This window comes from Vibrio sp. 10N.222.54.E6, assembly GCF_041473955.1.
Lineage (GTDB): Bacteria > Pseudomonadota > Gammaproteobacteria > Enterobacterales > Vibrionaceae > Vibrio > Vibrio tasmaniensis_A.
Genome location: NZ_JBFRTD010000017.1, coordinates 34,070 through 58,754, shown reverse-complemented (window position 1 = coordinate 58,754; position 24,685 = coordinate 34,070). Strand labels below are relative to the sequence as shown.

General features: G+C 43.3%; 18 protein-coding genes. 11 read left to right on the top strand and 7 right to left on the bottom strand.

All coding sequences use genetic code 11. The features are described 5' to 3' along the window. Nucleotides 1-83 precede the first annotated feature (83 nt). From AB4513_RS10845 to AB4513_RS10825, 5 genes are all read right to left on the bottom strand, one after another. Nucleotides 84-2,819, bottom strand: coding sequence for an ImpA family metalloprotease (locus AB4513_RS10845; protein WP_009846322.1), 2,736 nt, complete (start codon nucleotides 2,817-2,819; stop codon nucleotides 84-86). 199 nt (nucleotides 2,820-3,018) lie between these two features. Further along, on the bottom strand, nucleotides 3,019-3,696 hold the full coding sequence (locus tag AB4513_RS10840) for an ABC transporter permease (protein ID WP_009846321.1): 678 nt from the start codon (nucleotides 3,694-3,696) through the stop codon (nucleotides 3,019-3,021). Between the two features lie 2 nt (nucleotides 3,697-3,698). Then, a complete protein-coding gene (locus tag AB4513_RS10835) occupies nucleotides 3,699-4,439 on the bottom strand; it encodes an ABC transporter permease (protein ID WP_012603591.1) in 741 nt (246 codons plus the stop codon). A gap of 79 nt (nucleotides 4,440-4,518) precedes the next feature. Then, complete coding sequence (locus AB4513_RS10830) at nucleotides 4,519-5,289, bottom strand: ABC transporter substrate-binding protein (protein ID WP_009846319.1); 771 nt, start codon at nucleotides 5,287-5,289, stop codon at nucleotides 4,519-4,521. 136 nt (nucleotides 5,290-5,425) lie between these two features. Next, on the bottom strand, nucleotides 5,426-6,196 hold the full coding sequence (locus AB4513_RS10825) for an ABC transporter ATP-binding protein (RefSeq protein ID WP_004736532.1): 771 nt from the start codon (nucleotides 6,194-6,196) through the stop codon (nucleotides 5,426-5,428). A gap of 807 nt (nucleotides 6,197-7,003) precedes the next feature. Here AB4513_RS10825 and AB4513_RS10820 point away from each other — a divergent pair. From AB4513_RS10820 to AB4513_RS10800, 5 genes are all read left to right on the top strand, one after another. Beyond that, nucleotides 7,004-8,545, top strand: a complete 1,542-nt coding sequence (locus AB4513_RS10820) for a DUF3360 family protein (RefSeq protein ID WP_009846317.1) — start codon at nucleotides 7,004-7,006, stop codon at nucleotides 8,543-8,545. Nucleotides 8,546-8,852: 307 nt separating this feature from the next. Beyond that, nucleotides 8,853-11,129, top strand: a complete 2,277-nt coding sequence (pflB, locus tag AB4513_RS10815; protein WP_012603590.1) for a formate C-acetyltransferase — start codon at nucleotides 8,853-8,855, stop codon at nucleotides 11,127-11,129. Between the two features lie 201 nt (nucleotides 11,130-11,330). Then, nucleotides 11,331-12,332: a lipid A deacylase LpxR family protein gene (locus AB4513_RS10810; RefSeq protein ID WP_102257369.1), complete on the top strand. Its 1,002-nt coding sequence runs from the start codon at nucleotides 11,331-11,333 to the stop codon at nucleotides 12,330-12,332. Nucleotides 12,333-12,495: 163 nt separating this feature from the next. Then, nucleotides 12,496-13,236 carry a pyruvate formate lyase 1-activating protein gene (gene pflA / locus AB4513_RS10805; protein WP_009846312.1) on the top strand — a complete coding sequence of 247 codons (741 nt, stop codon included), beginning with the start codon at nucleotides 12,496-12,498 and terminating at the stop codon, nucleotides 13,234-13,236. A gap of 221 nt (nucleotides 13,237-13,457) precedes the next feature. Continuing rightward, nucleotides 13,458-13,958 (top strand): YfbU family protein, encoded by a 501-nt coding sequence (locus tag AB4513_RS10800; protein WP_009846313.1) that lies wholly within the window; start codon nucleotides 13,458-13,460, stop codon nucleotides 13,956-13,958. A 109-nt stretch (nucleotides 13,959-14,067) separates the two neighbouring features. Here AB4513_RS10800 and AB4513_RS10795 read toward each other — a convergent pair whose 3' ends face one another. Beyond that, on the bottom strand, nucleotides 14,068-14,823 hold the full coding sequence (locus AB4513_RS10795; protein WP_017102808.1) for a MipA/OmpV family protein: 756 nt from the start codon (nucleotides 14,821-14,823) through the stop codon (nucleotides 14,068-14,070). 354 nt (nucleotides 14,824-15,177) lie between these two features. On the opposite strand from AB4513_RS10795, the gene AB4513_RS10790 reads away from it, so the two are divergent. From AB4513_RS10790 to AB4513_RS10780, 3 genes are all read left to right on the top strand, one after another. Beyond that, nucleotides 15,178-17,112: a PrkA family serine protein kinase gene (locus tag AB4513_RS10790; RefSeq protein WP_029222896.1), complete on the top strand. Its 1,935-nt coding sequence runs from the start codon at nucleotides 15,178-15,180 to the stop codon at nucleotides 17,110-17,112. A 143-nt stretch (nucleotides 17,113-17,255) separates the two neighbouring features. Beyond that, a complete protein-coding gene (locus tag AB4513_RS10785) occupies nucleotides 17,256-18,527 on the top strand; it encodes a YeaH/YhbH family protein (protein ID WP_009848997.1) in 1,272 nt (423 codons plus the stop codon). An 11-nt stretch (nucleotides 18,528-18,538) separates the two neighbouring features. Next, on the top strand, nucleotides 18,539-20,101 hold the full coding sequence (locus AB4513_RS10780; protein ID WP_102257370.1) for a SpoVR family protein: 1,563 nt from the start codon (nucleotides 18,539-18,541) through the stop codon (nucleotides 20,099-20,101). Between the two features lie 205 nt (nucleotides 20,102-20,306). Here AB4513_RS10780 and sohB read toward each other — a convergent pair whose 3' ends face one another. Further along, nucleotides 20,307-21,368, bottom strand: a complete 1,062-nt coding sequence (sohB, locus tag AB4513_RS10775) for a protease SohB (RefSeq protein WP_009849001.1) — start codon at nucleotides 21,366-21,368, stop codon at nucleotides 20,307-20,309. Nucleotides 21,369-21,511: 143 nt separating this feature from the next. On the opposite strand from sohB, the gene AB4513_RS10770 reads away from it, so the two are divergent. The 3 genes from AB4513_RS10770 to AB4513_RS10760 all read left to right on the top strand — a co-directional run bounded on the left by AB4513_RS10770 (nucleotide 21,512) and on the right by AB4513_RS10760 (nucleotide 24,603). Continuing rightward, nucleotides 21,512-22,252: a YciK family oxidoreductase gene (locus tag AB4513_RS10770; protein ID WP_009849000.1), complete on the top strand. Its 741-nt coding sequence runs from the start codon at nucleotides 21,512-21,514 to the stop codon at nucleotides 22,250-22,252. Between the two features lie 155 nt (nucleotides 22,253-22,407). Further along, the gene (imuA, locus tag AB4513_RS10765; RefSeq protein ID WP_102257371.1) at nucleotides 22,408-23,115 is read left to right on the top strand and encodes a translesion DNA synthesis-associated protein ImuA; all 708 of its coding nucleotides are present in this window, start codon (nucleotides 22,408-22,410) and stop codon (nucleotides 23,113-23,115) included. Nucleotides 23,116-23,118: 3 nt separating this feature from the next. Then, entirely contained in the window at nucleotides 23,119-24,603 is a 1,485-nt protein-coding gene (locus tag AB4513_RS10760; protein ID WP_102257372.1) for a DNA polymerase Y family protein, read from the top strand. Nucleotides 24,604-24,685 lie beyond the last annotated feature (82 nt).

The window sequence follows — 24,685 nt, the reverse complement described above, 5'->3', positions numbered from 1 at the left end:
TAGGTAACAAAACTTAGCCATATAAAAAAGAGAGGAGTTAATATCTCCTCTCTTTTTTCTTCGTGACTCGATCTGCCATATACCTAATTAAGCGGCCAAGCGGTCGTGCCGTCAACATCTAACGGCGTCTTAGCAAATTCATCTAAGCAATAGCCTTGATTAGATGATGCAAAATATGTCAAAGGCATGTTACTTAGACTAAGAGCAGTGACTTGTTGCTTCGCTTTATCACTGAAACTGAATCCCCACATATCTAAGTATTGTGTCATATCCCTTTCTGCAACGTAGCTTAATGCGATAAGTAACCAGTCATTGTTGGTGATGCCTTCGGCTTCCTGTTTGGTGTAATCTGAAAAACCAATCGAGCCTTTACCGTTGTTCCAAAGAGTATCACTGGCTTTCAAGCGATTAAACTCGCGTTCAATCAAGTGTAAGCGCCCTAGTAAATGCCAACCTGAATTCAATACACCTTGCTGCTCAGTCAACATCATCATTTGAATGAACATACGAGCCCCCCAACTCCAACCCGTTTGATTTTGAGCCGCCATAAAAGCGTTTGGATCTGGTTGAGTTCGGCTCTGCTGTAAAAGTTGATACTGCCCTTTAAAGTCTAGGCTTTGGCAAGACGATACCTTTGTCGTGTCTTTGTAATACTTTGATTTACTAAAATACGAATAATAGTTGGTTGTTGAGTGGCCTTCCCATCCAGCGAATCTAAAACGTCCTCTTTCCAGTCCATGACCAAGCTCGTGCAAATCACCATGCCCTAGAGGATGAAAAGACCAATAAGCATCGTAAGGGTTTCCTGAACAACCGTAACCACAAGTCGCTTGATCGGCATTCATGTGCTTCACAATATCAATGTTCGCAATTTCCCAACCCTTTGCCTCTCCGTATTGATGAATTTCAGCAATTTCATCAATTCCTGGCCCTTTGAAACCTGCAAGTGCATGAGGAAGGTTGTGTACGTAACGCTCAGTGGCGAGAGCCATATCATGCGGCTGTGCCCAATCAGAAGCTCCAATAGACTCTTTCATCTTGTCTAGCTTAGAGTGAACTTCAAATCCGGGAGTCACCAACTCAGCCCAATCAAACTTTCCTTCTTCAAGCTGCGCGACAAAGCTATCGTTGTCCGCTTTACTTCGCCAAACAGGGTGTTGGGCAACATTTTCAAAACGGAGCTCTACATCGATATCGTTGGTATCAAAATGAACTTGTAATGTCCCGCCATAGGCAGAGGTCAGGTATATCGTTTCTCCATGTTTTACGGGGTAAGTTACCGAAGTCAAAAACTTCGGCCTTGCATAGCCGTCTTTACCCGAAAACTCATGAGTCGCACCACTACGTAGTGTGTTAAGGGCAATCGACGTTGCCACTTTGTTATTATCTAATCGCGTCACTTTGATCGTCTTACCCGGTAAGGCGTATACACCCGCCGCACGGAAATTTCTCTTTGACTCTAAAGTAATATTCTTGCTGATGAGAGGGACATTCTTAAAGTTCTTGGTGCTGAAGTTCCCTAAACTCGGCTGTGCTGCATTATGTTGTCGAGTGTTGTATGTCGCGTAATCACTGTAATACGATCGAAGAAAGTCGATTCTATCTGTTACGTCTTTACCCATTGGGTACTTAACGTCTTGTCGGTAGCGATCAGCAAGTAGCAGTAACAGCTTTTCATATTCGTAGTTCTTGGATGCAAAGAGATCAATTTTTTTGCTATCAAGCGTCGTTAGGTGTGAACGAATACTGTTCGCTGCCTTATAGAACTCTTCATCCATGTTGGACTCATCTGGGCAAGATTTGTCATCACATAAATTTAAGTCAACAGTGAAACTATCGAGTTTCAGGCGCTGTAAAAGTGCTTGCTGTTTGACGATATTATCTGGCATGCGATCAATCAGTTGCGTTGAATCCCAATTTGACAGCCCTAGCCTGCGCCAATAGTTATCACCAACATACGTCATATGCATTTCTGCAAATAGTGCGTTGCCTAAGTCCGTCATACCGCCATCAAGATGCAAGTACAGCACGGGAATCTTTCTGTTGAACGCCAAACGTAACCCCGTCATTACATCGTTAATTTCGTCACCATCATTTAACTTTTGAGACAAAATCAATAAATCAGGGTTGTTCGTTTCAATACATTGGCTTAATTTGCTGCCGTCACAGGCGTTATCATCATTGATAACCATCGAAGGATTGATGTTGCTCGTTAGCCAGTTTCGCGTTGCTTTGTCATCAGGAAAATAATAAGACTGATCCATCTGAGCCAAGACAACATTCTTAGGTGAACTTGTGCCTGATGCCCAACCCACCAAGTTTTTCAACCACACTTCCATTTCTGCGTTGACTGAATCCGTTGAACGTTGCTTAGTTCGAAATGGGTTACTTGCTAACGCAGCGTAACGACTACCGCTCGATGTATAACCTGCAATACCAATCGCAAGCTCTTGGTCAGTATATCCACTCTGCATCGCTTTATTGGTTTGCAGGATGACATCGTTGAAGCCGTAAGTTGGTAAGATTATCGCGGCATCGTGTGTTGGATCCCAATGAAGATTGCGCAGCGGCGTGCCGTCTGAATTTTTAGACAGAGACTGTTTAATTTGACTGTAATCAGATTTGTATTGGGCAACGAGCGTTTGGCTGGCGTCAATAAACTCATTGGCATTAGATACAAGGGATGCATCTCCGGATTCAAGCGCTTTTTGTACCGCCGTTTTACTCGGAGGTTGAGCGGAATCACTAGAACCACCACATGCAGAAAGTAGTAGAGACGGCGGCAGAATTAGACACAAAGATAAGATGTTTTTTTTCATTGTTATACGACACTCAAAAAAATTGGAGCAAGTGTATCTATGGGTTTACTTAAGTCAATTGATTCGACTAATGGGTTCGTAATTTATGGAGTGAATTTAACAAATACCACTTAAACTTATTAGAACCCGAACAATTGAATTGAAATTAAAAACGGCGCTACAAGAGCGCCGTTTATCTAAGAAAATCTGTATCGTAGAGTTAACTTAACGGCCTTAAGTAAGCAAGGAAACGCTTCTCTGCAAATTTGAAAATCGCAATGATGATAAACGTTAGCGCCATGTAGAATAGACCTGCAGTTAGAAAAGACTCGAATGGAGCGTAGTAGCGTGAGTTGACCAAACGTGCTGCGCCAGTTAGGTCCATAATGGTTACGATACCTGCTACTGCAGAGCCATGAAGCATAAAGATAACTTCGTTACTGTAAGCCGGTAATGCACGACGCAGAGCACTTGGCAAAATGATGCGGCGGTAAGTCTTTGGTGTGCTCATGCCGTACGCTTTTGCTGCTTCAACTTCACCTTTCGGTAAGCCATTAATAGCACCACGAATGATCTCTGCAGTATATGCTGATGTGTTTAGAATAAACGCAACTAAAGCACAGAACCACGCGTTTTCCCATAGTGTATCTTTTACTGGGAAGAATTGGTCCATACCGTAGTAAATCAGGTACAACTGCACCAATAACGGCGTACCACGGAAGAAATAAATGAACGACCAAGCTGGTGCATTAATCATCATATTTGGACTGTTACGAGCGATAGCTAATGGTATGGCTACGAATAAGCCAACAATCAAAGCGACACAAACCATCCAAGCCGTTGTCCACAAACCACCAAGGTAAATCGGCAGGCTTTCAATTATCAATGAAAAGTCCATAACTACCTCGCGTGGATACTGAATTTACGTTCAACCAACTTAAGTAAGCCCGTCGAAACACTGGTGAAGAATAAGAAGATGATTGCTACCGTCATATAGAAGGTAAATGGCATTTTGGTTGAACCCGCCGCCAGAGCGCTAACACGTACCATGTCTTCAAGGCCAATAATAGAAACCAGCGCGGTAGTTTTTAGTAAAACCAACCAGTTATTACCAAACCCTGGCAGTGCGTGACGAATCATTTGCGGTAATAGAATACGACGGAACGCTAAAACAGGGCCCATGCCATAAGCCTTTGCCGCTTCCATCTCACCGCTGTCGACAGCCATTATTGCACCACGGAAGGTTTCTGCCATGTACGCGCCAAAGATGAAGCCAATGGTTAAGACACCAGCAATAAATGGGCTAACATCAATATAATCAGGTAGGTAAGCGGTCCATTCGTGGTTAGGGTCACTTGATGTGAACCACTCATTGAGCCACTCATTGATGGAATACAAACTGTTGTTTAAAAGGATTTGTCCACCAAAGAAAATCAGCATCATCAATACGAGATCGGGGATACCTCGAATAACGGTTGTGTAGAGGGTTGCAATAGCACGAGCCCAGCGGTAAGGCGCTAGTTTTGCTAAGGCACCTAGCATACCAAGAACCATAGCTAAAATTAGCGACAGTAAGGCAACTTCGATTGTAAGCACCGCCCCTTTCAGGATCGACGCTTCATATCCTTGTAAATCAAACATAATGAATTCCAACAGAACTGCGAAAAAGTTGGTAAGACAGGGAGAGGTGAGCCTCTCCCTTAAGAAGTGACGCTAGAGATTACTTACCGTATACGTCGTAGTTGAAGTATTTAGCAGCGATATCTTGGTAGATGCCTTTTTCACGTAGCGAAAGGATTGCAGCATCTAATTGCTTAGTCAGATCTTTGTCTTGCTTACGTAGAGCAATACCAAAACCTTCACCGAACCACTTAGGATCAGTTAGTGATGGACCAACAAACTCGTAGTCTTCACCACCCGCTTTGTTTAGTACACCTTCTTCTAGAGCAGATGCATCACCCAGTACAGCAGCAACACGACCGTTAGCTAGATCAAGGTAAGCTTCGTCAAATGAACCGTAACGAACGATTTCTACTGTGTCGCCGTAGTTATCTGTTAGGTACTTGTCGTGAGTTGTTGCACGTTGAACGGCAATTTTTTGACCACTTAGATCATCAAAGTTAAGGCCTGCACCTTTTTTAGCGATGAACTTGTTTGGGATAAGTGCGTATTTACCTGTGAAATCGATCTTTTTCTTGCGCTCTTCCGTGATAGACATTGCCGCAATGATCGCATCATATTTACGAGCAAGCAGAGAAGGAATAATACCATCCCAATCTTGTGCAACGATCTTACACTTCACCTGCATTTCAGTACAAAGCGCGTTAGCCATATCGACATCGAAGCCTTTCAGCGAACCGTCAGCTTCTGTCCAGCTAAATGGAGGGTAAGCACCTTCAATACCGAAACGTACTGTTTTCCATTCTTTTGCTTGAGCTACGCCCGTTGCAGCAGTTGCAGCAAGTGCCGCGACTAATAACCACTTTTTCATATCCCTACTCCTGTGATTTAGGTTTTTATGTTTTGCTAATTTTAATATTGTGTTTGTTGTTACTTATTAACTTACTTGTTGTGTTTCATTGTTAACACTGTCGCCATTTACCTTAGCAACAGCATTTCAATTCTGATTAGTAAATCGATGAGATAAATTGTTGTAATCGCTCAGATTCAGGCTCAGTAAACAGTTTAGCTGGATCGCCCTGTTCTTCCACCAAGCCTTGATGTAAGAACATCACATGATTTGATACGTCACGAGCAAAAGCCATTTCATGTGTTACCACAAGCATGGTTCTTCCTTCTTCTGCTAGATCGCGCATTACACCAAGTACTTCCCCTACTAACTCAGGATCAAGTGCCGATGTTGGTTCATCAAATAGCATTACTTCAGGATCAACCGCTAACGCTCTTGCAATCGCCGCACGCTGTTGCTGTCCGCCAGATAAATGACCCGGGTAGTAATCTTTGCGTTCATATAGCCCTACTTTCTTCAGTAGCAGCTCAGCATTTTCAATCGCTTGTGCTTTAGGTACACCTAAGACGTGAACAGGCGCTTCGATAACATTTTCGAGAACGGTCAGATGAGACCACAGGTTGAAACCCTGAAAAACCATCGCCAGACGAGAACGGATTCGCTGTACTTGTTTTTCATTGGCAGGAACAGAAACACCTTGGCGGTTGTTTTTCATTTGAATTAATTCACCATTAACCCAAATCTCGCCAGCAGTAGGTGTCTCTAAAAGGTTGATACATCTAAGGAAAGTACTTTTACCCGACCCTGAAGATCCGATAATCGATACTACATCGCCTTTATGCGCAGAAAGTGAAATTCCCTTTAAAACTTCATTTTGACCAAACGTTTTGTGTAAATCCTTTATGTCCAGCGCTGGTACATCTTTCATGCGCTTTCTCTCCCAAGTTTGTGAAAATGCAAGGTACTCCGACCTTTTCATGCGATACAAACTAGCACCACACGAAACAACATGCAACAAATTATTAACCTAATAATTGAGAATAAATAGCGATTAACTCTGACTTATTATGCAATGAATAGCGTTTTAGTCTCAATTTACTGAATGAAATGTATCAACAAGCTGTAATTGCGACTCTGACATTGTTTAAATAAAGTTAATCAAAATGAGATTCTCGTAGCTTGATGCCTCACAAGAAAAACACGTTTTGTGAACTTAAAAACTGCGCTTCCGACAAAATCTAACACCCGCAGTAGTACACCAAACTCACTATACGAGAACGTCATTTAAAGGCCGTTGAGTGGTTAAAACTCCATAGGCAACTAAGAGACCAGTTGCTAATAGTAAAACCACTCAGTAAGTCAGAGGTATCCGGCTGATGCTATGTAGAGCAAGGCATGAAGAAGATAGCTAACGTCAATTTGTGAAAACTAATTACACAATTCATCAACGGTACGTTAATGAATCGCTTCGTTTTGTAGCTTTCTTTCACATAAACTCATAAAGTGATCAAGATCAATCACCCTAAAGGGTAAGCTTGTTAGACTCAGCAGCAAAGAATAAGGCGTTAAAAATGCCAAACATTTCTTTTAACTTAGCTGCATAAAGCACATCAAAACCGTGCAACATAATATTAATAAGTTATAACTAAGAAATAACGCAATTACGCAATTACGCAATTACGCGAAATTTTATAATTCAATTTTAGAATTACTAACATAAAAATATGAGGAATCTATGTCAGACGTTGTGAATAATGCGAACTCTGAAGTAGAAGAGAAAAGCTATAAAGAGCTACACCGCCCTGCTTCTGAATTTGAGAGCCGCTCAGATTACTTAGATCACGAACTTCAAATCATGAAGCCTCGTCGTTTTGGCCTAAACCTTCCAGGCCGTGATTTCCGTTTTGAACTTGAAGATCTTGTTCCTGCACTTGCTGGTACCATCGGTATCATCGCGATGTACTCTGCAGTAATGATGTCTTGGGCTGATGGCCTAACTCAAGCTTGGGATCACGTAAACCTAGGTAAAGACTTCGCGATTGAAGTTGCTCGTGTAGAAATGCTGATTCCTGCACTGCTGTTCTGTATCCTTGCTTCTGGTTTCTTCAACCCGAAAGCAAACCTTGCCGGTAACCACGGCCCAATGATTCCTCTTATTGGTACCATCGCTCTCGCTGGTGCTCACCCTCTTGCATTGGCTATCCTTATCGGTGTCTTCGGTCTAATCCTAAGTTTCCTAAAAGGCGGCTCCAAGCTGGTTAACCTGACTTCGGAAGGTACCGCTGGTGGCTTGCTCATTTTCTTAGGCCTAACAGGCACCATGAGCCAAATTAACTCAATTCAAGCATGGGCGGTTGGTCTTCAATCTTCTACTGTTGAAGCGGGTAGCATGGGTTACGTTGGTTTAATCGTTCTTGCTATTACTATTGCTATCTATGCTTTCTTAGCAAAAGTGAACAAGCGTTGGTTAGCTATCCCAGTTTGTGCATTCACAGGCCTTGCTATTGCATTAGCATTGGGCGCTGGTTTCGATATCGTATTCGAAACTGAAATGGGTATCCCAAACCTAAACCCAGTTTACTGGTGGGGTTCGACTTCTGAAGGTTGGATGCTTGGCTTGCCAAACGTTGAACACTTCATCGCTTCTCTACCATTTGCAATCCTAGCGGTAGCGATGTGGTCACCTGATTTCCTAGGTCACCGTATCTTCCAAGAACTAAACTACCCTAAAAAGTCTGAAAAAGTTCTGATGGACGTTGATGACACTATGACTATGTGTTCAGTTCGTCAAATGGTAGGTACAGCGGTTGGTGGTGGTAACATCACGTCTTCTTGGGGTACTTACATGATCCCAGCAGCAATCGCGAAACGTCCAATTCCTGGCGGCGCAATCTTGCTTGGTTCTCTATGTATTATTGTTGCGATTCTTGGTTTCCCAATGGACGTTGCAGTATGGCCACCAGTGATGCGTGTTGCGCTACTTGTAGGTGTATCTCTACCTCTACTTGAAGCGGGTATGCAAATGGTTAAGGATTCAAAGGATTCTCAAGCAGCTGGTATCTGTATCTTCGGTTCAGCGGTTGTTAACCCTGTATTAGCATGGGCTCTGACTATGCTTCTTGATAACAACGGTCTAATTGGTGATAAAGAGCGCGCGAAGCGTCTATCATTTGTAGACAAGATTGTAATCCCAGTTGGCGTTTTAGTTATCTGTTTAGTAGCAATGCTTGCAGTTGGTATGCTAGAAAGTCAGTATGGCCTAAAAGCTTGGCTATAATGCTCATTACTACACAAAAGTAGTATCGGGATTAAAAAAAAGTTTGGGTGGCAACCCCTGCCACTCAAATTTTTTCAACTTTTTTTGGCATTTATTGATTTAGTTTAAGGTTTGCAGAAATTTTTTAGCGTAGTCTTGAATACATAGAGTAAAGACAACATATAAAAGGTAGTGACAATATATATAACCATATGACGCTCATATGCTCATATATATTGTTATTAATAAGAGTGTACTACCCTTACGAGGGGCGCTGGCTCAACAGTGTTAATGTACGTATTTTTTCTACTAAAAAGGTAGGTATGTCATGGCAGAGCAATTTGCTAAAGCTTGGGAAGATTTTGCTGCAGGTGAGTGGCAAAGCGAAGTAAACGTTCGTGATTTCATTCAAAAGAACTACACGCCATATGAAGGCGACGAGTCTTTCCTAGTTTCTGAGGGTACTGAAGCAACTAACAAGCTTTGGTCTTCGGTAATGGAAGGTATCAAACAGGAAAACGCAACTAAAGCACCTGTAGATTTCGATACTTCTGTTATCTCTACCATTACTGCTCACGATGCAGGTTACATTGAGAAAGATCTTGAGACTATCGTTGGTCTACAAACTGAGAAGCCACTAAAACGTGCAATCATCCCTAACGGTGGTGTACGTATGGTTGAAGGTTCTTGTAAAGCATACGGTGAAACTCTTGACCCAATGGTTTCAAAAATCTACTCAGAATACCGCAAAACACACAATGCTGGCGTTTTCGATATCTACACTCCTGATATCCTAAAATGTCGTAAGTCTGGTGTTCTGACTGGTCTTCCTGATGCTTACGGCCGTGGTCGTATCATTGGTGACTACCGTCGTGTTGCACTTTACGGTATCAACTTCCTAATGAAAGACAAAGCTGCTCAATTCGCTTCTCTACAAGAGCGTTTCGAGAACGGCGAAGATCTTGCTGCTACAATGCAATTGCGTGAAGAGATCTCTGAGCAACATCGTGCTCTAGGTCAAATCAAGCAAATGGCTGAGAAATACGGTTTCGATATCTCTGAGCCAGCTCAAACTGCTCAAGAAGCTATTCAGTGGACTTACTTCGGCTACCTAGCTGCTGTTAAATCTCAAAACGGTGCTGCAATGTCTCTAGGTCGTACTTCGACTTTCCTAGACATCTACATCGAGCGTGATATCGCTGCTGGCAAAATCACAGAAGACCAAGCACAAGAGATGATCGACCACTTCGTAATGAAGCTGCGTATGGTTCGTTTCCTACGTACTCCTGAGTACGATGAGCTATTCTCTGGCGACCCAATCTGGGCTACAGAGTCTATGGGTGGTATGGGTGTTGATGGTCGTACGCTAGTAACGCGTTCGAACTTCCGTTTCCTTAACTCTCTATACACTATGGGTCCTTCTCCAGAGCCAAACATCACTGTTCTTTGGTCTGAGCAACTACCTGACGGCTTCAAGCGTTTCTGTGCGAAGGTATCTATCGATACTTCTTCTATCCAGTACGAAAATGATGACCTAATGCGTCCTGACCTTGGTTCTGATGATTACGCAATCGCTTGTTGTGTATCACCAATGATCGTTGGTAAGCAAATGCAGTTCTTCGGCGCTCGTGCTAACCTTGCAAAAACTATGCTTTACGCAATCAACGGCGGCGTTGATGAGAAGCTTAAAATGCAAGTTGGCCCAGTTGGCGACAAGATCACTGACGAAGTACTTAACTACGATGACGTAATGGGTCGCCTAGACACATTCATGGATTGGTTAGCTAAGCAATACGTGACAGCTCTAAACAGCATTCACTTCATGCACGACAAGTACAGCTACGAAGCGTCTCTAATGGCTCTTCATGACCGTGACGTTCGTCGTACTATGGCTTGTGGTATCGCTGGTCTGTCTGTTGCAGCTGACTCACTGTCTGCAATCAAATTCGCGACTGTTAAACCAATCCGCGACGAAGATGGCATTGCAACTGACTTCGAAATCGAAGGCGATTACCCTAAATACGGTAACAACGACTCTCGTGTAGATGACATTGCTTGTGAACTAGTTTCTACGTTCATGAACAAGATCCGTAAGCTTAAGACTTACCGTGATTCAATCCCTACACAGTCAGTTCTTACTATCACGTCTAACGTGGTATACGGTAAGAAAACAGGTAACACTCCAGACGGTCGTCGTGCTGGCGCTCCTTTCGCTCCTGGTGCAAACCCAATGCACGGTCGTGATGAGAAAGGCGCTGTAGCTTCACTAACGTCTGTAGGTAAACTACCGTTTGCTGATGCTCAAGATGGTATCTCTTACACTTTCTCTATCGTGCCAAACGCACTAGGTAAAGAAGAAGATAGCCAACGTGCTAACCTTGCAGGCCTAATGGATGGTTACTTCCACCACGAAGCTGGCATTGAAGGTGGTCAACACCTTAACGTGAACGTTCTTAACCGTGAAACTCTAGAAGACGCAGTTAAGCACCCTGAGAAATACCCTCAGCTAACGATTCGTGTTTCTGGTTACGCTGTACGCTTTAACTCTCTGACTACAGAGCAGCAAGCTGACGTAATCGCACGTACATTTACTGAGTCTCTATAAGCTCACGCTCAATAGACAGTAAAAACTATTAGCCTCGCCAATGTGCGGGGCTTTTTTATATCTACTCTAAATCTCATCAATACCCCCTCCCCCAAGAAAGATTAGATTGGCCACAAAAAGCACACTCGCATTCACTTTTTTTCTACAAATCCACTCAAACTACGGTACTATTTCTGTTCATCATTTTAGAGTAACCGCTACATGAAATACCTTCGTTATTTACCACTGATTCTCCTCTCTTGTTCATCACTGGCATCTGAACGCTCTACGTTAACTTTTGCGTTAGACAACGATGGTATCTTTGGTGTCGATCAAGACTATACCAACGGTTTATTTCTGGGTTACACATCGTCAAGTATTACGCCATACGCTTGGGTAAAACCATTGAGCCTTTCCTATTGGGGCGCAAGCTCTTTAGATAAGTGGGAAATCACCATTGGTCACAAGATGTACACGCCTTCTGACATTGAATTAGAAAAACCATCAGCCAATGATCGTCCATACGCAGGTTACCTACATACAGAATTCAACTACATCAGCTTGAACCCACAACAAGCCCAGCGTTTTAACATCACGTTTGGTACTACAGGCGAGCGAGCACTTTCCGAAGACGCTCAAAAACTGGTTCACTCAATCACTAAATCAGACGAACCTATGGGTTGGAAGTATCAAGTTGATGATGAGTACGCAGGTAGCCTTGGTTACTTAAGTCATTTCAACCTAATGCGTAATCAAGCATTAGCGAATACTGACTTCGAGATATCTAACGTATCAGAGATCAACGTTGGTAATTTTAGAAGCGACATTTCTACTGGATTTATGTTCCGTTGGGGTACTGACTTGGGCGGCAACTTTGGCGCAGCGAACATCAGCACAGAAAACCCATTCAAAGCAGGCATGATAGGTGCTTCAAATACAGGTTGGTTTACTTACGCAGGTCTTGAAGGGCGTTACCGATTTAATGACCTGACTGTCGAAGGGGATCGTTCCGGTGTTAATGATTATGCAAAGAAAAATGGCCAAGATCCTGCGATCTACGATGTCACTTTAGAGAACATTCAAGCGACAGCGATACTTGGTGTTGCTTGGTATAACCAATACGTTGGTGCATCTTTCGCACTTACCGCAAAAACACCCGATTACCAAGAAGCAACAAAGTCAGTGTACGGTACTGGTGGCATCACTATGTTTGCTTTCTTCTAGCCATAGAAAAGGCTTTCACCGCCTGCTTTTCAAGTTAAATAAAGGCAATCATCTTCACAGGTGATTGTCTTTATTTTTAAAGACCTAGTTACCATTTGACCCTATTTTATGTACCGTTTTTGTAATAAAATAAACGGTATAAATTCCTATACGAGAATAGCTCATGTCTACAACTGGTCGCATTCACTCATTCGAATCTTGTGGTACTGTCGATGGCCCTGGTATCCGCTTTATTGTGTTTCTTCAAGGCTGCTTAATGCGTTGTATGTACTGCCATAATCGCGATACATGGGATCTTCATGACGGAAAGGAAGTAACGGTCGAAGAGATCATTAACGAAGCAAAATCATACCGTCATTTCATGAAAGCCTCTGGCGGTGGTATCACCTGTTCAGGTGGCGAAGCGATGCTACAACCTGAGTTTGTTCGTGATTTTTTCCGCGCGGCTCAAGCTGAAGGCATCCACACTTGTCTTGATACTAATGGCTATATTCGTAAACACACTGAAGTGGTCGATGAAGTACTAGAAGCCTCTGATCTGGTAATGCTGGATCTTAAACATATGCGAGATGAAATTCACCACGATTTCATTGGTGTATCAAACCGACGTACTCTGGATTTTGCACGCTACCTACACAAAATAGGTAAGAAGACGTGGATTCGTTATGTGATTGTTCCTGGCTACACAGATACGCCAGAAGATGCGCATCTTCTGGGTGAATTCATTAAGGACATGGATAACATCGAAAAAGTAGAACTGCTTCCATACCACAAGCTAGGTGCTCATAAGTGGGAAGCATTGGGTCACGACTACCCTCTTGAAGGTACAAATCCGCCAAGCAAAGAAAAAATGGACGAGATTGTTGCTATCCTCAGTCAATACCATTCAAACGTAAAATACTAATTTAGACTTACGTTAATAGTGATTTCAAACGCCTCAATTTCGATTGGGGCGTTTTCTTTTTTGGTTAAAACAATCCTTTCACTTTTCTTTACAACTTTTGTTTATCAATTCAAAAAATCATATTAAATCCGTGTTGAGATCATGTTTCCACTCTTAGGAATGCTGTTACTCTTACTGCAACAAAATAATATAACATTTAGTTTTTTAGTGAGGTTCCTCCCATGGAAATGACCAATGCTCAGCGTCTAATTCTATCAAATCAATACTACCTAATGTCTCAAATGGATCCTGAGAACTCAGCTAAATACCAGCGTCTACAAACGATTGTAGAACGTGGTTACGAACTCCAAATGCGTGAGCTTAACAAAGAATTTGGTTGTTTAACTGAAGCAGAATGTCGCGAAATTATCGACATTATGGAGATGTACCATGCGATGCAAGAGTCGAATAAAATGCTTGCAGATCAAGAGCGTGCGGAAGTCGACCAACGTCGTCTACAATTCCTAGGTTTCGATATCGCTTCTGAAGCACAAATCGTACATTACGTGCGTTTCCTTGTTGACTCTGAAGGACTTTACCCTCAATTTGACAAAGCAGATCACCACTTCAATAGTCAAATGCCAATGTTAGAAAAGTACCGTCGCATGCTAACAACGTGGCGTAACTGCCCTCGTCAGTACCACCTATGTGCGACAGAGCTATCTCAAATATTTAGTGCTTAGTGCATTAGAAGATTAGCTTTAACTAGGCTTATAAAATTTCAAAAAAAGGGTTACTCATCATGAGTAACCCTTTTTTAATATTCATATATAAAGCGATAAGCCAAAGCACCTAGAATACATAAGCGACACCGACGTTAGCGGCCATGTTAATGCCACTTTCAAGTATTGGGCTATTTTCAATATCACCTTCAAGGTTGGTATAACGCACACCGCCGGTTACTCGAACATTTGGCGTCACATGCAGATAACCACCTAAGCCAATAAAGTATTGGCCATCCCAGTCAGCGTCAAATTCATCTAAATTGGTTCTCGCCGCTTCCGATGAACTCACTCCGTACAGGTGATTATTCAAACGCTTACTGTTATACGAGTAACCAATAGATGGTGTAATCGCCCAGCCATTACGACGAATTGGTAGGCGCCATGCCGCTTCTGCATAGATGCCATTGTGCCTAAACCCTAAGTCTGAGCCCGCTGTCGCTTCAAACATACCGACCAATGTAATCACTTGATAGCTTACACCTCCCAACACCGACGCTTTACGCTCATCTAACTTCTGGATATCAGCATTATCAGAGTCACTTGGCTTTAATGTTCTTGGATCATAAACCGCTCTAAACACAATATTCTGTGGTGAACCTGCAGGTAGCAAGCGATAACCCGCACTGAATCCACGCATGAAAAAATGCTCACCTTCATAACCAATCATGGGAATCACCGTACGATTTGACGGCGTCTCTTTATAGACAGCAGGAGAATAAGAAGCGGCAACGCCCAGTGACCACTGCGATATTTTTGCATGCGTTGCTGTCGAAGCCAGTAACGCCACACTGATAGCCACTATTTTTAACCCATTATTCTTCACTATATTTACCTATTTATTGAGCAACTTTGGATAACGCTGCGCATTATATGGTACTTCATTCCAAAAAATCAATAGAGCTCAGTTATACATCTAATACACATAAATCCAGTGTGAGTATTGTTAAGCGACCTAAAATCACAAAACAAACGGTTAGATCCGCTCGAATGTAAAATAATTCGATTCCACACGCCTCAAGTTGCCTATTGCGCTCGCTACGTTTTTCACACGCAAAATTGTAAATAAATACATAATTGTTAAGCAAAATTGTCGAAGCGGGTCTAACCTTAAAATGTAGGGAGAGCCTATTTTTCAATCGCTCGTCAGTTTTGACTGGTTAACAAGGGGAATGTGACTATGAGTATTTTTGACCACTATCAATCACGTTATGAAGCAGCCAAGGAAGAAGAGCTGACATTGCAAGAGTTCTTAGGGCTGTGTAAAGACGATAAAAGTGCTTACGCGAATGCTGCCGAGCGCTTATTACTCGCCATTGGCGAACCGGAGGTCATTGACACTGCTCAAGACCCTCAACTAAGTCGTATTTTCTCGAACCGTGTCATCTCACGCTACAGTGAATTTAAAGATTTCTACGGCATGGAAGACGCGATTGAACAGATTGTTTCTTATCTAAAACATGCAGCGCAAGGTTTAGAAGAACGTAAGCAAATCCTTTATCTACTTGGCCCTGTGGGCGGTGGTAAATCATCCCTTGCTGAAAAACTCAAGGCACTGATGCAAAAGCTACCAATCTATGTGCTGTCTGCCGATGGTGAGCGAAGCCCAGTGAATGATCACCCCTTCTGTCTATTTGACGTAAACGAAGATGGCGATCTTTTGAAACAAGAGTACGGAATAGAGAAACGTTACATACGCTCTATCATGTCACCTTGGGCAGCGAAACGCCTCCATGACTTCGGTGGTGACATCTCCAAATTCAAAGTCATCAAACTGCGCCCTTCTATTCTCGACCAAGTTGCAATTGCGAAGACAGAGCCTGGTGATGAGAACAACCAAGATATCTCGTCTCTGGTTGGTAAAGTCGATATTCGTAAGCTTGAGCACTTCTCTCAAGATGATCCCGATGCCTATAGTTACTCTGGTGCGCTGTGTAAAGCAAACCAAGGTGTTATGGAGTTCGTAGAGATGTTCAAGGCACCAATCAAAGTCTTGCACCCACTTCTAACGGCAACGCAAGAAGGTAACTTCAACGGTACCGAAGGGCTCTCTGCACTGCCATTTGACGGTATGATTCTAGCTCACTCAAACGAATCCGAGTGGCAGACCTTCCGTAACAACAAAAACAACGAAGCCTTTCTCGACCGTGTGTACATTGTAAAAGTCCCTTACTGTCTGCGCGTCTCTGAAGAAGTTAAGATCTATCAAAAACTGCTTGAGCACAGTGAGCTATCCAAAGCCCCTTGTTCGCCAAGCACACTCGATCTGCTATCGCAATTCAGCATCCTATCGAGATTGAAAGAGCCTGAAAACTCTTCTCTATTCTCAAAAATGCGGGTTTACGATGGTGAGACTCTAAAAGACACCGATCCAAAAGCGAAGAGTTACCAAGAGTACCGAGACTACGCAGGTGTTGACGAAGGCATGTCTGGGCTATCAACGCGTTTCGCCTTTAAGATCCTGTCTCGTGTATTTAACTTCGACCAAGCCGAAGTGGCTGCAAACCCGGTTCACTTGTTCTACGTGATTGAACAACAAATCGAACGTGAACAGTTCCCTCAAGAAACCGCTGAGAAGTATCTTGAGTTCTTGAAAGGATACCTAGTACCGCGTTACGTAGAATTCATTGGTAAAGAAATTCAAACCGCTTACCTAGAGTCTTACTCTGAGTACGGACAGAATATCTTCGACCGCTATGTCACCTACGCGGACTTCTGGATTCAAGACCAAGAGTACCGCGATCCAGAAACAGGACAGCTATTTGACCGTGCTTCTCTGAATGGTGAACTAGAAAAAATCGAGAAAACAGCTGGGATCAGTAACCCTAAAGACTTCCGAAATGAGATTGTGAACTTCGTGCTTCGTGCCAAAGCCAACAATAACGGTCAAAACCCAGTTTGGACGAGCTACGAGAAACTGCGCACTGTAATTGAGAAGAAAATGTTCTCTAACACAGAAGAGCTACTTCCTGTTATTTCGTTCAATGCTAAGACCTCAACGGATGATCAGAAAAAACACGACGACTTCGTTGCTCGTATGATGGAAAAAGGCTACACCGAGAAACAAGTGAGACTGCTATCTGAGTGGTACCTAAGAGTTCGTAAATCCTCATAACCAAACTGTATTGAGCTGCTCAATTGGGCAGCTCGTACAAACCAATAACTTTATACCCTAACGAACGAATAGCTTTAGTAAACTAATAACTCTTATACCCGAATAAAAAGTAGGATCGCAAAATCAGCTGAGAGGGAGTTCTTATGGCACAATTTATCGATCGGAGGCTCAATGGCAAGAATAAGAGTGCTGTGAACAGACAGCGTTTCTTACGACGCCATAAAGAGCAAATCAAAGAATCTGTGGCCGATGCAGTCAACCGACGCTCAATCACCAATACTGAAACCGGTGAAGACGTCACTATTCCTCATAAAGACATCAAAGAGCCAAGCTTTCACCAAGGTCAAGGCGGCGTAAGAGAACGCGTTCACCCAGGTAATGACCAGTTCATCACGGGCGATAAAATTGAACGTCCTAAAGGTGGTGGTCAAGGTGGTGGCTCAGGCCAGGGTGACGCAAGCCCTGATGGCGAAGGCCAAGATGAATTTACCTTCCAAATTTCAAAAGATGAATATCTTGATATTCTCTTTGAAGATTTAGCTCTGCCTAATCTAGAGAAGAATCAGGTCAACAAAATCACCGAATGGAAAACACACCGCTCTGGTTACCAAAGCGCGGGGATTCCATCTAATATCGCTATCGTTCGTTCACTGCAACAATCTCTGGCTCGTAGAACCGCGATGACAGCAGGTAAAAAGCGCGAGCTCAACCTACTGATGGAGCAACTTGACCAAGTAAAAATGACAGAACCAGCACAACCTTTCGAAGAGAGTCGCTTAAAAGAAGAGATTGCTGAGTTACGTAAAAAAATTGAAAGCGTGCCGTTCATTGACACCTTCGACCTGCGTTTTAAAAATTATGAGAAGCGCCCTATTCCATCTAGCCAAGCCGTTATGTTCTGTCTAATGGATGTATCTGGCTCAATGGATCAAGCTACCAAGGACATCGCAAAACGCTTCTACGTACTGCTTTACTTATTCCTCAATCGCACATATGAAAACGTCGATGTTGTGTTTATTCGTCACCATACTCAGGCTAAAGAAGTTGACGAACATGAGTTCTTCTATTCACAAGAAACTGGCGGCACGATCGTTTCTAGTGCACTGAAACTAATGAAAGAAATTGTCGCAGATCGTTATCCTGCTAATGAGTGGAATATCTACGCAGCACAAGCTTCTGATGGAGATAACTGGGCGGATGACTCACCTCGCTGTAAAGAACTGTTGGTCAATACGCTATTACCGACTTGCCAATATTACTCTTACATCGAGATTACTCGCCGTTCACACCAAACGCTTTGGCACGAGTACGAGAAGCTAGAAGCGAGCTTCGATAACTTCGCCATGAAGAACATTAAAACGGTGGATGATATTTTTCCTGTGTTTAGAGAACTGTTCCAGAAAGAGACTGCGTAAGGGAGTTTGCCATGACAGCGAAATCAAACGTTGCAGAGAAAGACAAATCTGCACAGAAGAAAAACAACAAGATGCTGCCTGATGGTCCAGATTGGACGTTCAACCTCTTGGAACAATATCACGTAGAAATTAAGCGTGTGGCGCAGCATTACCGTTTAGACACTTACCCGAACCAGATTGAAGTGATTACCTCTGAGCAGATGATGGATGCTTACTCCAGCATTGGTATGCCCATCAACTACAACCACTGGTCTTTTGGTAAGAAGTTCATCCAAACAGAGCAAAACTACAAACACGGCCAAATGGGCTTAGCGTACGAAATCGTGATCAACTCAGATCCGTGTATCGCTTACTTAATGGAAGAGAACACGGTCACGATGCAAGCGTTGGTAATGGCGCATGCCTGTTACGGCCATAACTCGTTCTTTAAGGGTAATTACCTGTTCCAAACTTGGACTGATGCAAGCTCGATTATCGACTATCTATTGTTCGCGAAAAAATACATTACCGATTGCGAAGAAAAGTATGGTGTGGCTGAAGTCGAGAAACTTCTCGATTCTTGTCATGCTCTCATGAACTACGGCGTAGACAGATACAAACGCCCAGAGAAGATTTCCATTGCGGAAGAAACCGCAAGACAAGAAGAACGTGAAGCTTACCTGCAATCTCAAGTGAATGAGCTGTGGAGGACCGTTCCCCAAAATAAAAGCAAGGAAGAAGAAACCAAGATACGTTTCCCTAGTGAGCCTCAAGAAAACATTCTCTACTTTATTGAAAAGAACGCCCCACTGCTTGAACCTTGGCAACGAGAGTGTGTTCGTATTGTTCGCAAGGTAAGTCAATACTTCTATCCTCAGAAACAAACTCAAGTAATGAACGAAGGCTGGGCAACCTTCTGGCATTACACCATTCTTAACCATCTTTACGACGAAGGCTTGGTGAGTGATAAGTTTATCTTAGAATTCCTACACAGCCACACCAGCGTGGTCGCACAACCCGCCTACAACAGCCCTTATTTCAGTGGGATAAACCCTTATGCGCTTGGCTTTGCAATGTTTAGAGACATTCGACGTATCTGTGAAGAACCAACCGATGAAGACAAAGAATGGTTCCCTGAGTTAGCCGGAAGTGATTGGTTAGAGGCGGTGCACTTTGCCATGCACAATTTCAAAGATGAAAGCTTTATCAGCCAATACCTTTCACCAAAAATCATTCGAGACTTTAAGTTGTTCTCTGTTCTCGACGACGACCGCAAAAACACCATTGAGATAAGCGCTATTCACGACGATCCGGGCTATCGCTTAATTCGTGAAAAGCTTGCGGCGCAGTACAATCTAAGCAACCTTGAGCCGAATATTCAGGTGTTTAATGTCGATGTTCGCGGTGACCGCTCGATGACACTGCAATATGTACCTCACGGCCGTATCCCGCTTGATAAAGGCTACGACGAAGTGATGAAACATCTCTATCGCTTATGGGGCTTTGATGTGATTCTGGAAGAGCTCAAAGACACAGGTCATCGAGAGATTCTGACCACTTGTCCAAAACGCAATGACTATGGAGCCAAGATTTAATATCAATCACAGTAAGTCAGTGCTTGGTATAAAACTCCGCTCCCCCTACAACATAGTGGTCACCCGCTCGGAAGTGGAGCAATAAAAAAGCGCATAAGTCTTATGACTTATGCGCTTTCTTTTTAAGGCTCAAACGTCTTCAATAGACGCAAGGCACTAAACCTAGATACTAGATACTAGATACTAGAGCTAAAACTAAATAAGCTTAAACAATCGGCTTTTGACCACGTTCAATCAGCTTCATCAGCACGCTGTCTGCAGATTTACCTGCCACGCCCGCTAGTTTGTCTGAAAGCTTTTTCTTCTGTACGTAGTGAATCGCTAGAACTGTTTTGTCCTTACATGCCGCTACGACTAAATCATCAGAAGTGCTAATCTCATCCACCAGCCCAAGTTCATGCGCTTGTGTACCAAACCAGTGCTCACCCGTTGCTACTTTTTCAAGATCTAGCGCAGGTCGGTGGTCACGGATGAAATCTTTAAACAAACCATGAGTTTCCTCTAGCTCTTCTTTAAACTTCTCGCGTGCTTTATCACTGTTCTCACCAAACATAGTAAGCGTGCGTTTGTACTCACCTGCCGTTAGCTGTTCGAATTCAATGTCGTGCTTTTTAAGCAGTTTGTTGAAGTTTGGCAGTTGAGCGATAACACCAATAGAACCAACAATAGCAAACGGTGCAGATACGATTTTGTCTGCGATACATGCCATCATGTAACCGCCACTTGCTGCGACTTTATCTACCGAGATAGTCAGAGGCAGACCTGCCGCTTTGATACGGTCAAGTTGAGAAGACGCCAGACCATAGCCGTGAACCATACCACCGCCAGACTCAAGCTTAAGCAATACTTCATCACCTTCACGAGCAACAGCCAGAACCGCCGTTACCTCTTCACGTAATGAAGCCACTTCTTTCGCATCAATGCTGCCATTAAAATCAAGAACGAATAGGTGTGGTTCACGCTTGCTATCAAGCTCACCCTCTTTCGCTGCTTTCTTCACTTCTTTGCCACGTGATTTTACTTTTTCTTTTTCCGCTTTCTTTTCTGCTTTATCACGTGCTTTGATGAAAGCATCATCATGCAAATGGTGCTCTAGTTGTTCAATCGTTTGTTTGTGATGCTCAGATAGGTTCGTGATTTCCAGCTCACCTTTAATTGCGCTTGATTTTCCACCCACAGATTTAGCTATCACTAAAATTGCAATGATGGCGATTACAACGGTCGCAATCTTGGCTAAAAACAAGCCGTAGTCCAACAAAAATTCCAATGTCATATCCCCTATTGTATGAATTAGTGTATTGTAACCATCTTGTCACGATTACCAAGAATTTCTCATCATTCCTGCGGTTATCTGTGTGATTAAACATCAATGGAATGACGAACATAATAAAAGAAAGAAGGATAAGCACAGTGGATTACCCAATCTCTACAGATGCCCTCAAAGATAAAGTAATTTTGGTTACAGGTGCCGGTGCTGGCATTGGTCGCCAAGCCGCGCTAAGTTTCGCTCAACATGGTGCAACTGTTATTCTGTTAGGCCGCAATGTCAAAAACCTTGAATTAATTTACGACGAAATCGAAAGCGCTGGTTACCCACAGCCTGCGATTATCCCATTGGATTTAAAAGGCGCGACAAAACAGAACTACATCGACATGGCTGAAACCATTGAATCACAGTTCGGTCGTTTAGATGGTCTACTGCATAACGCAGGTGTGCTTGGCACGTTAAGTCCATTCGATCAAATCGATGAAGAAACGTTTGATGGCGTCATGCAAATCAACGTTAAAGCTGAATTTCTAATGACTCAAGCATTACTGCCTGTCATTAAGAAAGCGGAAGCGGGTCGTATTGTCTTTACCTCTTCAACGGTTGGTCACTCTGGTCGTGCGTTCTGGGGCACTTACGCGATTTCAAAGTTTGCTACAGAAGGCATGATGCAGATCTTAGCCGATGAGCTTGAAGGTACCGATATCCGTGTTAATGCGATTAACCCAGGCGGTACTCAAACACGCATGCGTGCAAAAGCGTACCCAGGTGAAGATGCGAACAAGCTAAAAACGCCACTCGACATCATCCCGTTGTATCTACACTTAATGAACCCAAGTGTGACAGACATTCATGGCCAATGTATCGATGCTCAACCTAAGTAACTGATATCATTAATCAATAGTAAAAAGTCGCTTCCATAGCGGCTTTTTTTGTATCTAAATCAATCAACTAACACTTACTTCCGCTAATTTTCATCATTTCTCTTTGCATCTTTTTCATTGTTAAATATACTGTATAAATATACAGGTATTTAATTATGCATGAACTAATAAAAAACTTACAAGACCGCCAGCTAATCTGGACAGGGTTACAATCAACAGCGCAAGGAAGTACTACTTCAACAGGCTATCCTCAACTGGATAAACAGCTTGATGGTGGCTTTCCGACGCATGGTGTTATTGAGGTTGAATCGCAACAAGGGATCGGCGAACTTCGCCTGCTTACACCCTATTTAGCTCAACAAAACTCACAAAAATTGGCCATCTTCATTAACCCACCGGGGAAGATCTGTGCCGAATTTTTTAGCAGCCAAGGTATTGAGCTCGATAACATCTTGGTGATCGAGCCTCAACGCGACCTCGATGCATTATGGGCAGCCGAGCAATGCCTCAAGAGTGGTGCTTGTCACTCGGTATTGTTATGGGGAGCCGATCTCGAAATCCACCAAACCAAACGCTTACAAGCAGCAAGCGAAACGGGCAAATGCCTGCAATTTCACTTTAAAGCCACCAGCCATAATCAGTTATCCCTGCCCGTTTCTTTAAGCATGAAGCTGTCTTTTCACATCCAAGGGTTAAAGGTTGAGGTGACTAAGAGAAAAGGCAGTTGGTCGTATGGAAGTTTTATTCTGGACATGAACCAGAACTGGCCGTTACTCACAGAAAAAGTCATCGATGAAAACAACTCAATTCATGCGTTGTCTGGTAACACTGTGCTTGCTTTCCCTATTGCGAAGCAAGGCTAGCGTATGTTATGGCTTTATCTGCACTTTCCATCTCTGCAGTTGGATACCTTGTTTAATTCTGAGCTATCTAACTCCGAGAAAGTTCACTCTAATGAAGAGTTACACGAGCAACCTATTATCATCGTGGATGAAAAAGATCACCGTGTGCTGCAAGCTAACCAAGCTGCGCTGCAATCGGGAATTTCACTTGGTATGGGGCTAGGGTCTGCGGCGGCGCTGTGTCACAACTTACACGTCCACCCTTACAGTATTGAGCTAGAAAAAAGTAAGCTCAAAGAGATCGCTCAATGGGCGTATTTGGTCACTTCTGACATGGCTTTACTGCCACCCAATGGATTATTGATTAAGTCCTCTAACATGCTGTCGCTTTATGATGGGCTAGATAACTACTGGCATGAACTCAAAAGCCATTTAGAAACGCTCAATATCCAGTTCAGCTTTGCTACAGGTTATTCGCCGCTTTCTGCAATCCTTTTAGGCAAACAATCCATCAACCAAGCGACGAACAATGTTGAGCAGATGAAAGCTTGGGTTAACCAACAAGCACTGAGTTCAAGCGAACTTCCTGCTAAACAAGTTGAGCGCCTGAATCGTGTTGGTATCAATGTCGTTGAAGACTTATTGAAACTGCCTTTGCAAGATGTCGCGCGCCGCTTTGATATCGACTTGGTGAACTATGTTGGTCGTCTTAATGGGCAGTTCAAGCACCCGATTGATTTCTATCACCCACCAGAGAGTTTCCAACAATATTTGGAGCTGCTGTTTGATATTGAAAACATCCTGTTCATCGAAAAGCCTTTGCTGAAATTGTTGAATCAGCTCGAGTGTTTTTTGAGGTTACGCGACCGAGTGGCTTTCGAGTTAACGCTGACTTTGCACCTAAGGGATAAAGACGACCACCCTGTCTCTTTTTATTCCGCGCAGGGCGATTACCTTGCTGTCAAATGGGCAAACCTAACGCATCTAACCTTAGAGTCACTGAAGATAACAGCACCCGTACAGGGGCTGACTCTCTCTTTGATTCGTCATGGAGAACCGCAAGTCGCCTACCATGATCTTTTCGATGGCAATACAGGAACGCTTGCTGCGCTAGATTTGCTCTCGCTGCTTCAAGCAAAGCTCGGGCAAGCTTGTATTCAGACTCCCAAAATACTGCACGATCCAAGGCCAGAAAAGGCCAATCAGTATTCGCTCCCAACACTGAGTAAGTCTGTGGCAAAAAAGCAAACGCCCCCAGAGAGCGAGCAACAAACCATAGTTCTCAACGTCCATCAACAACGACTCCGGCCCAGTATTTTACTGCCAGAGCCCGAAGCCTTAACCGAAAGCGTCACCTTATTTCAAGGCCCTGAGCGCATTGTGTCTGGCTGGTGGGATGGTGAAAAAATCATTCGTGACTACTTTATTGCTCACAGTGAAAACGGTCGATGGTTATGGGTATTTAGAACACCAGATAAACAGTGGTTTTTGCACGGCTTATTTAGCTAACCAACAAAAGTTGAATCGCCAACCCGCACCATTTACTCAATTTAAACGCCCTTTTCAATCATGTTCACTCGCAATGGTTAAG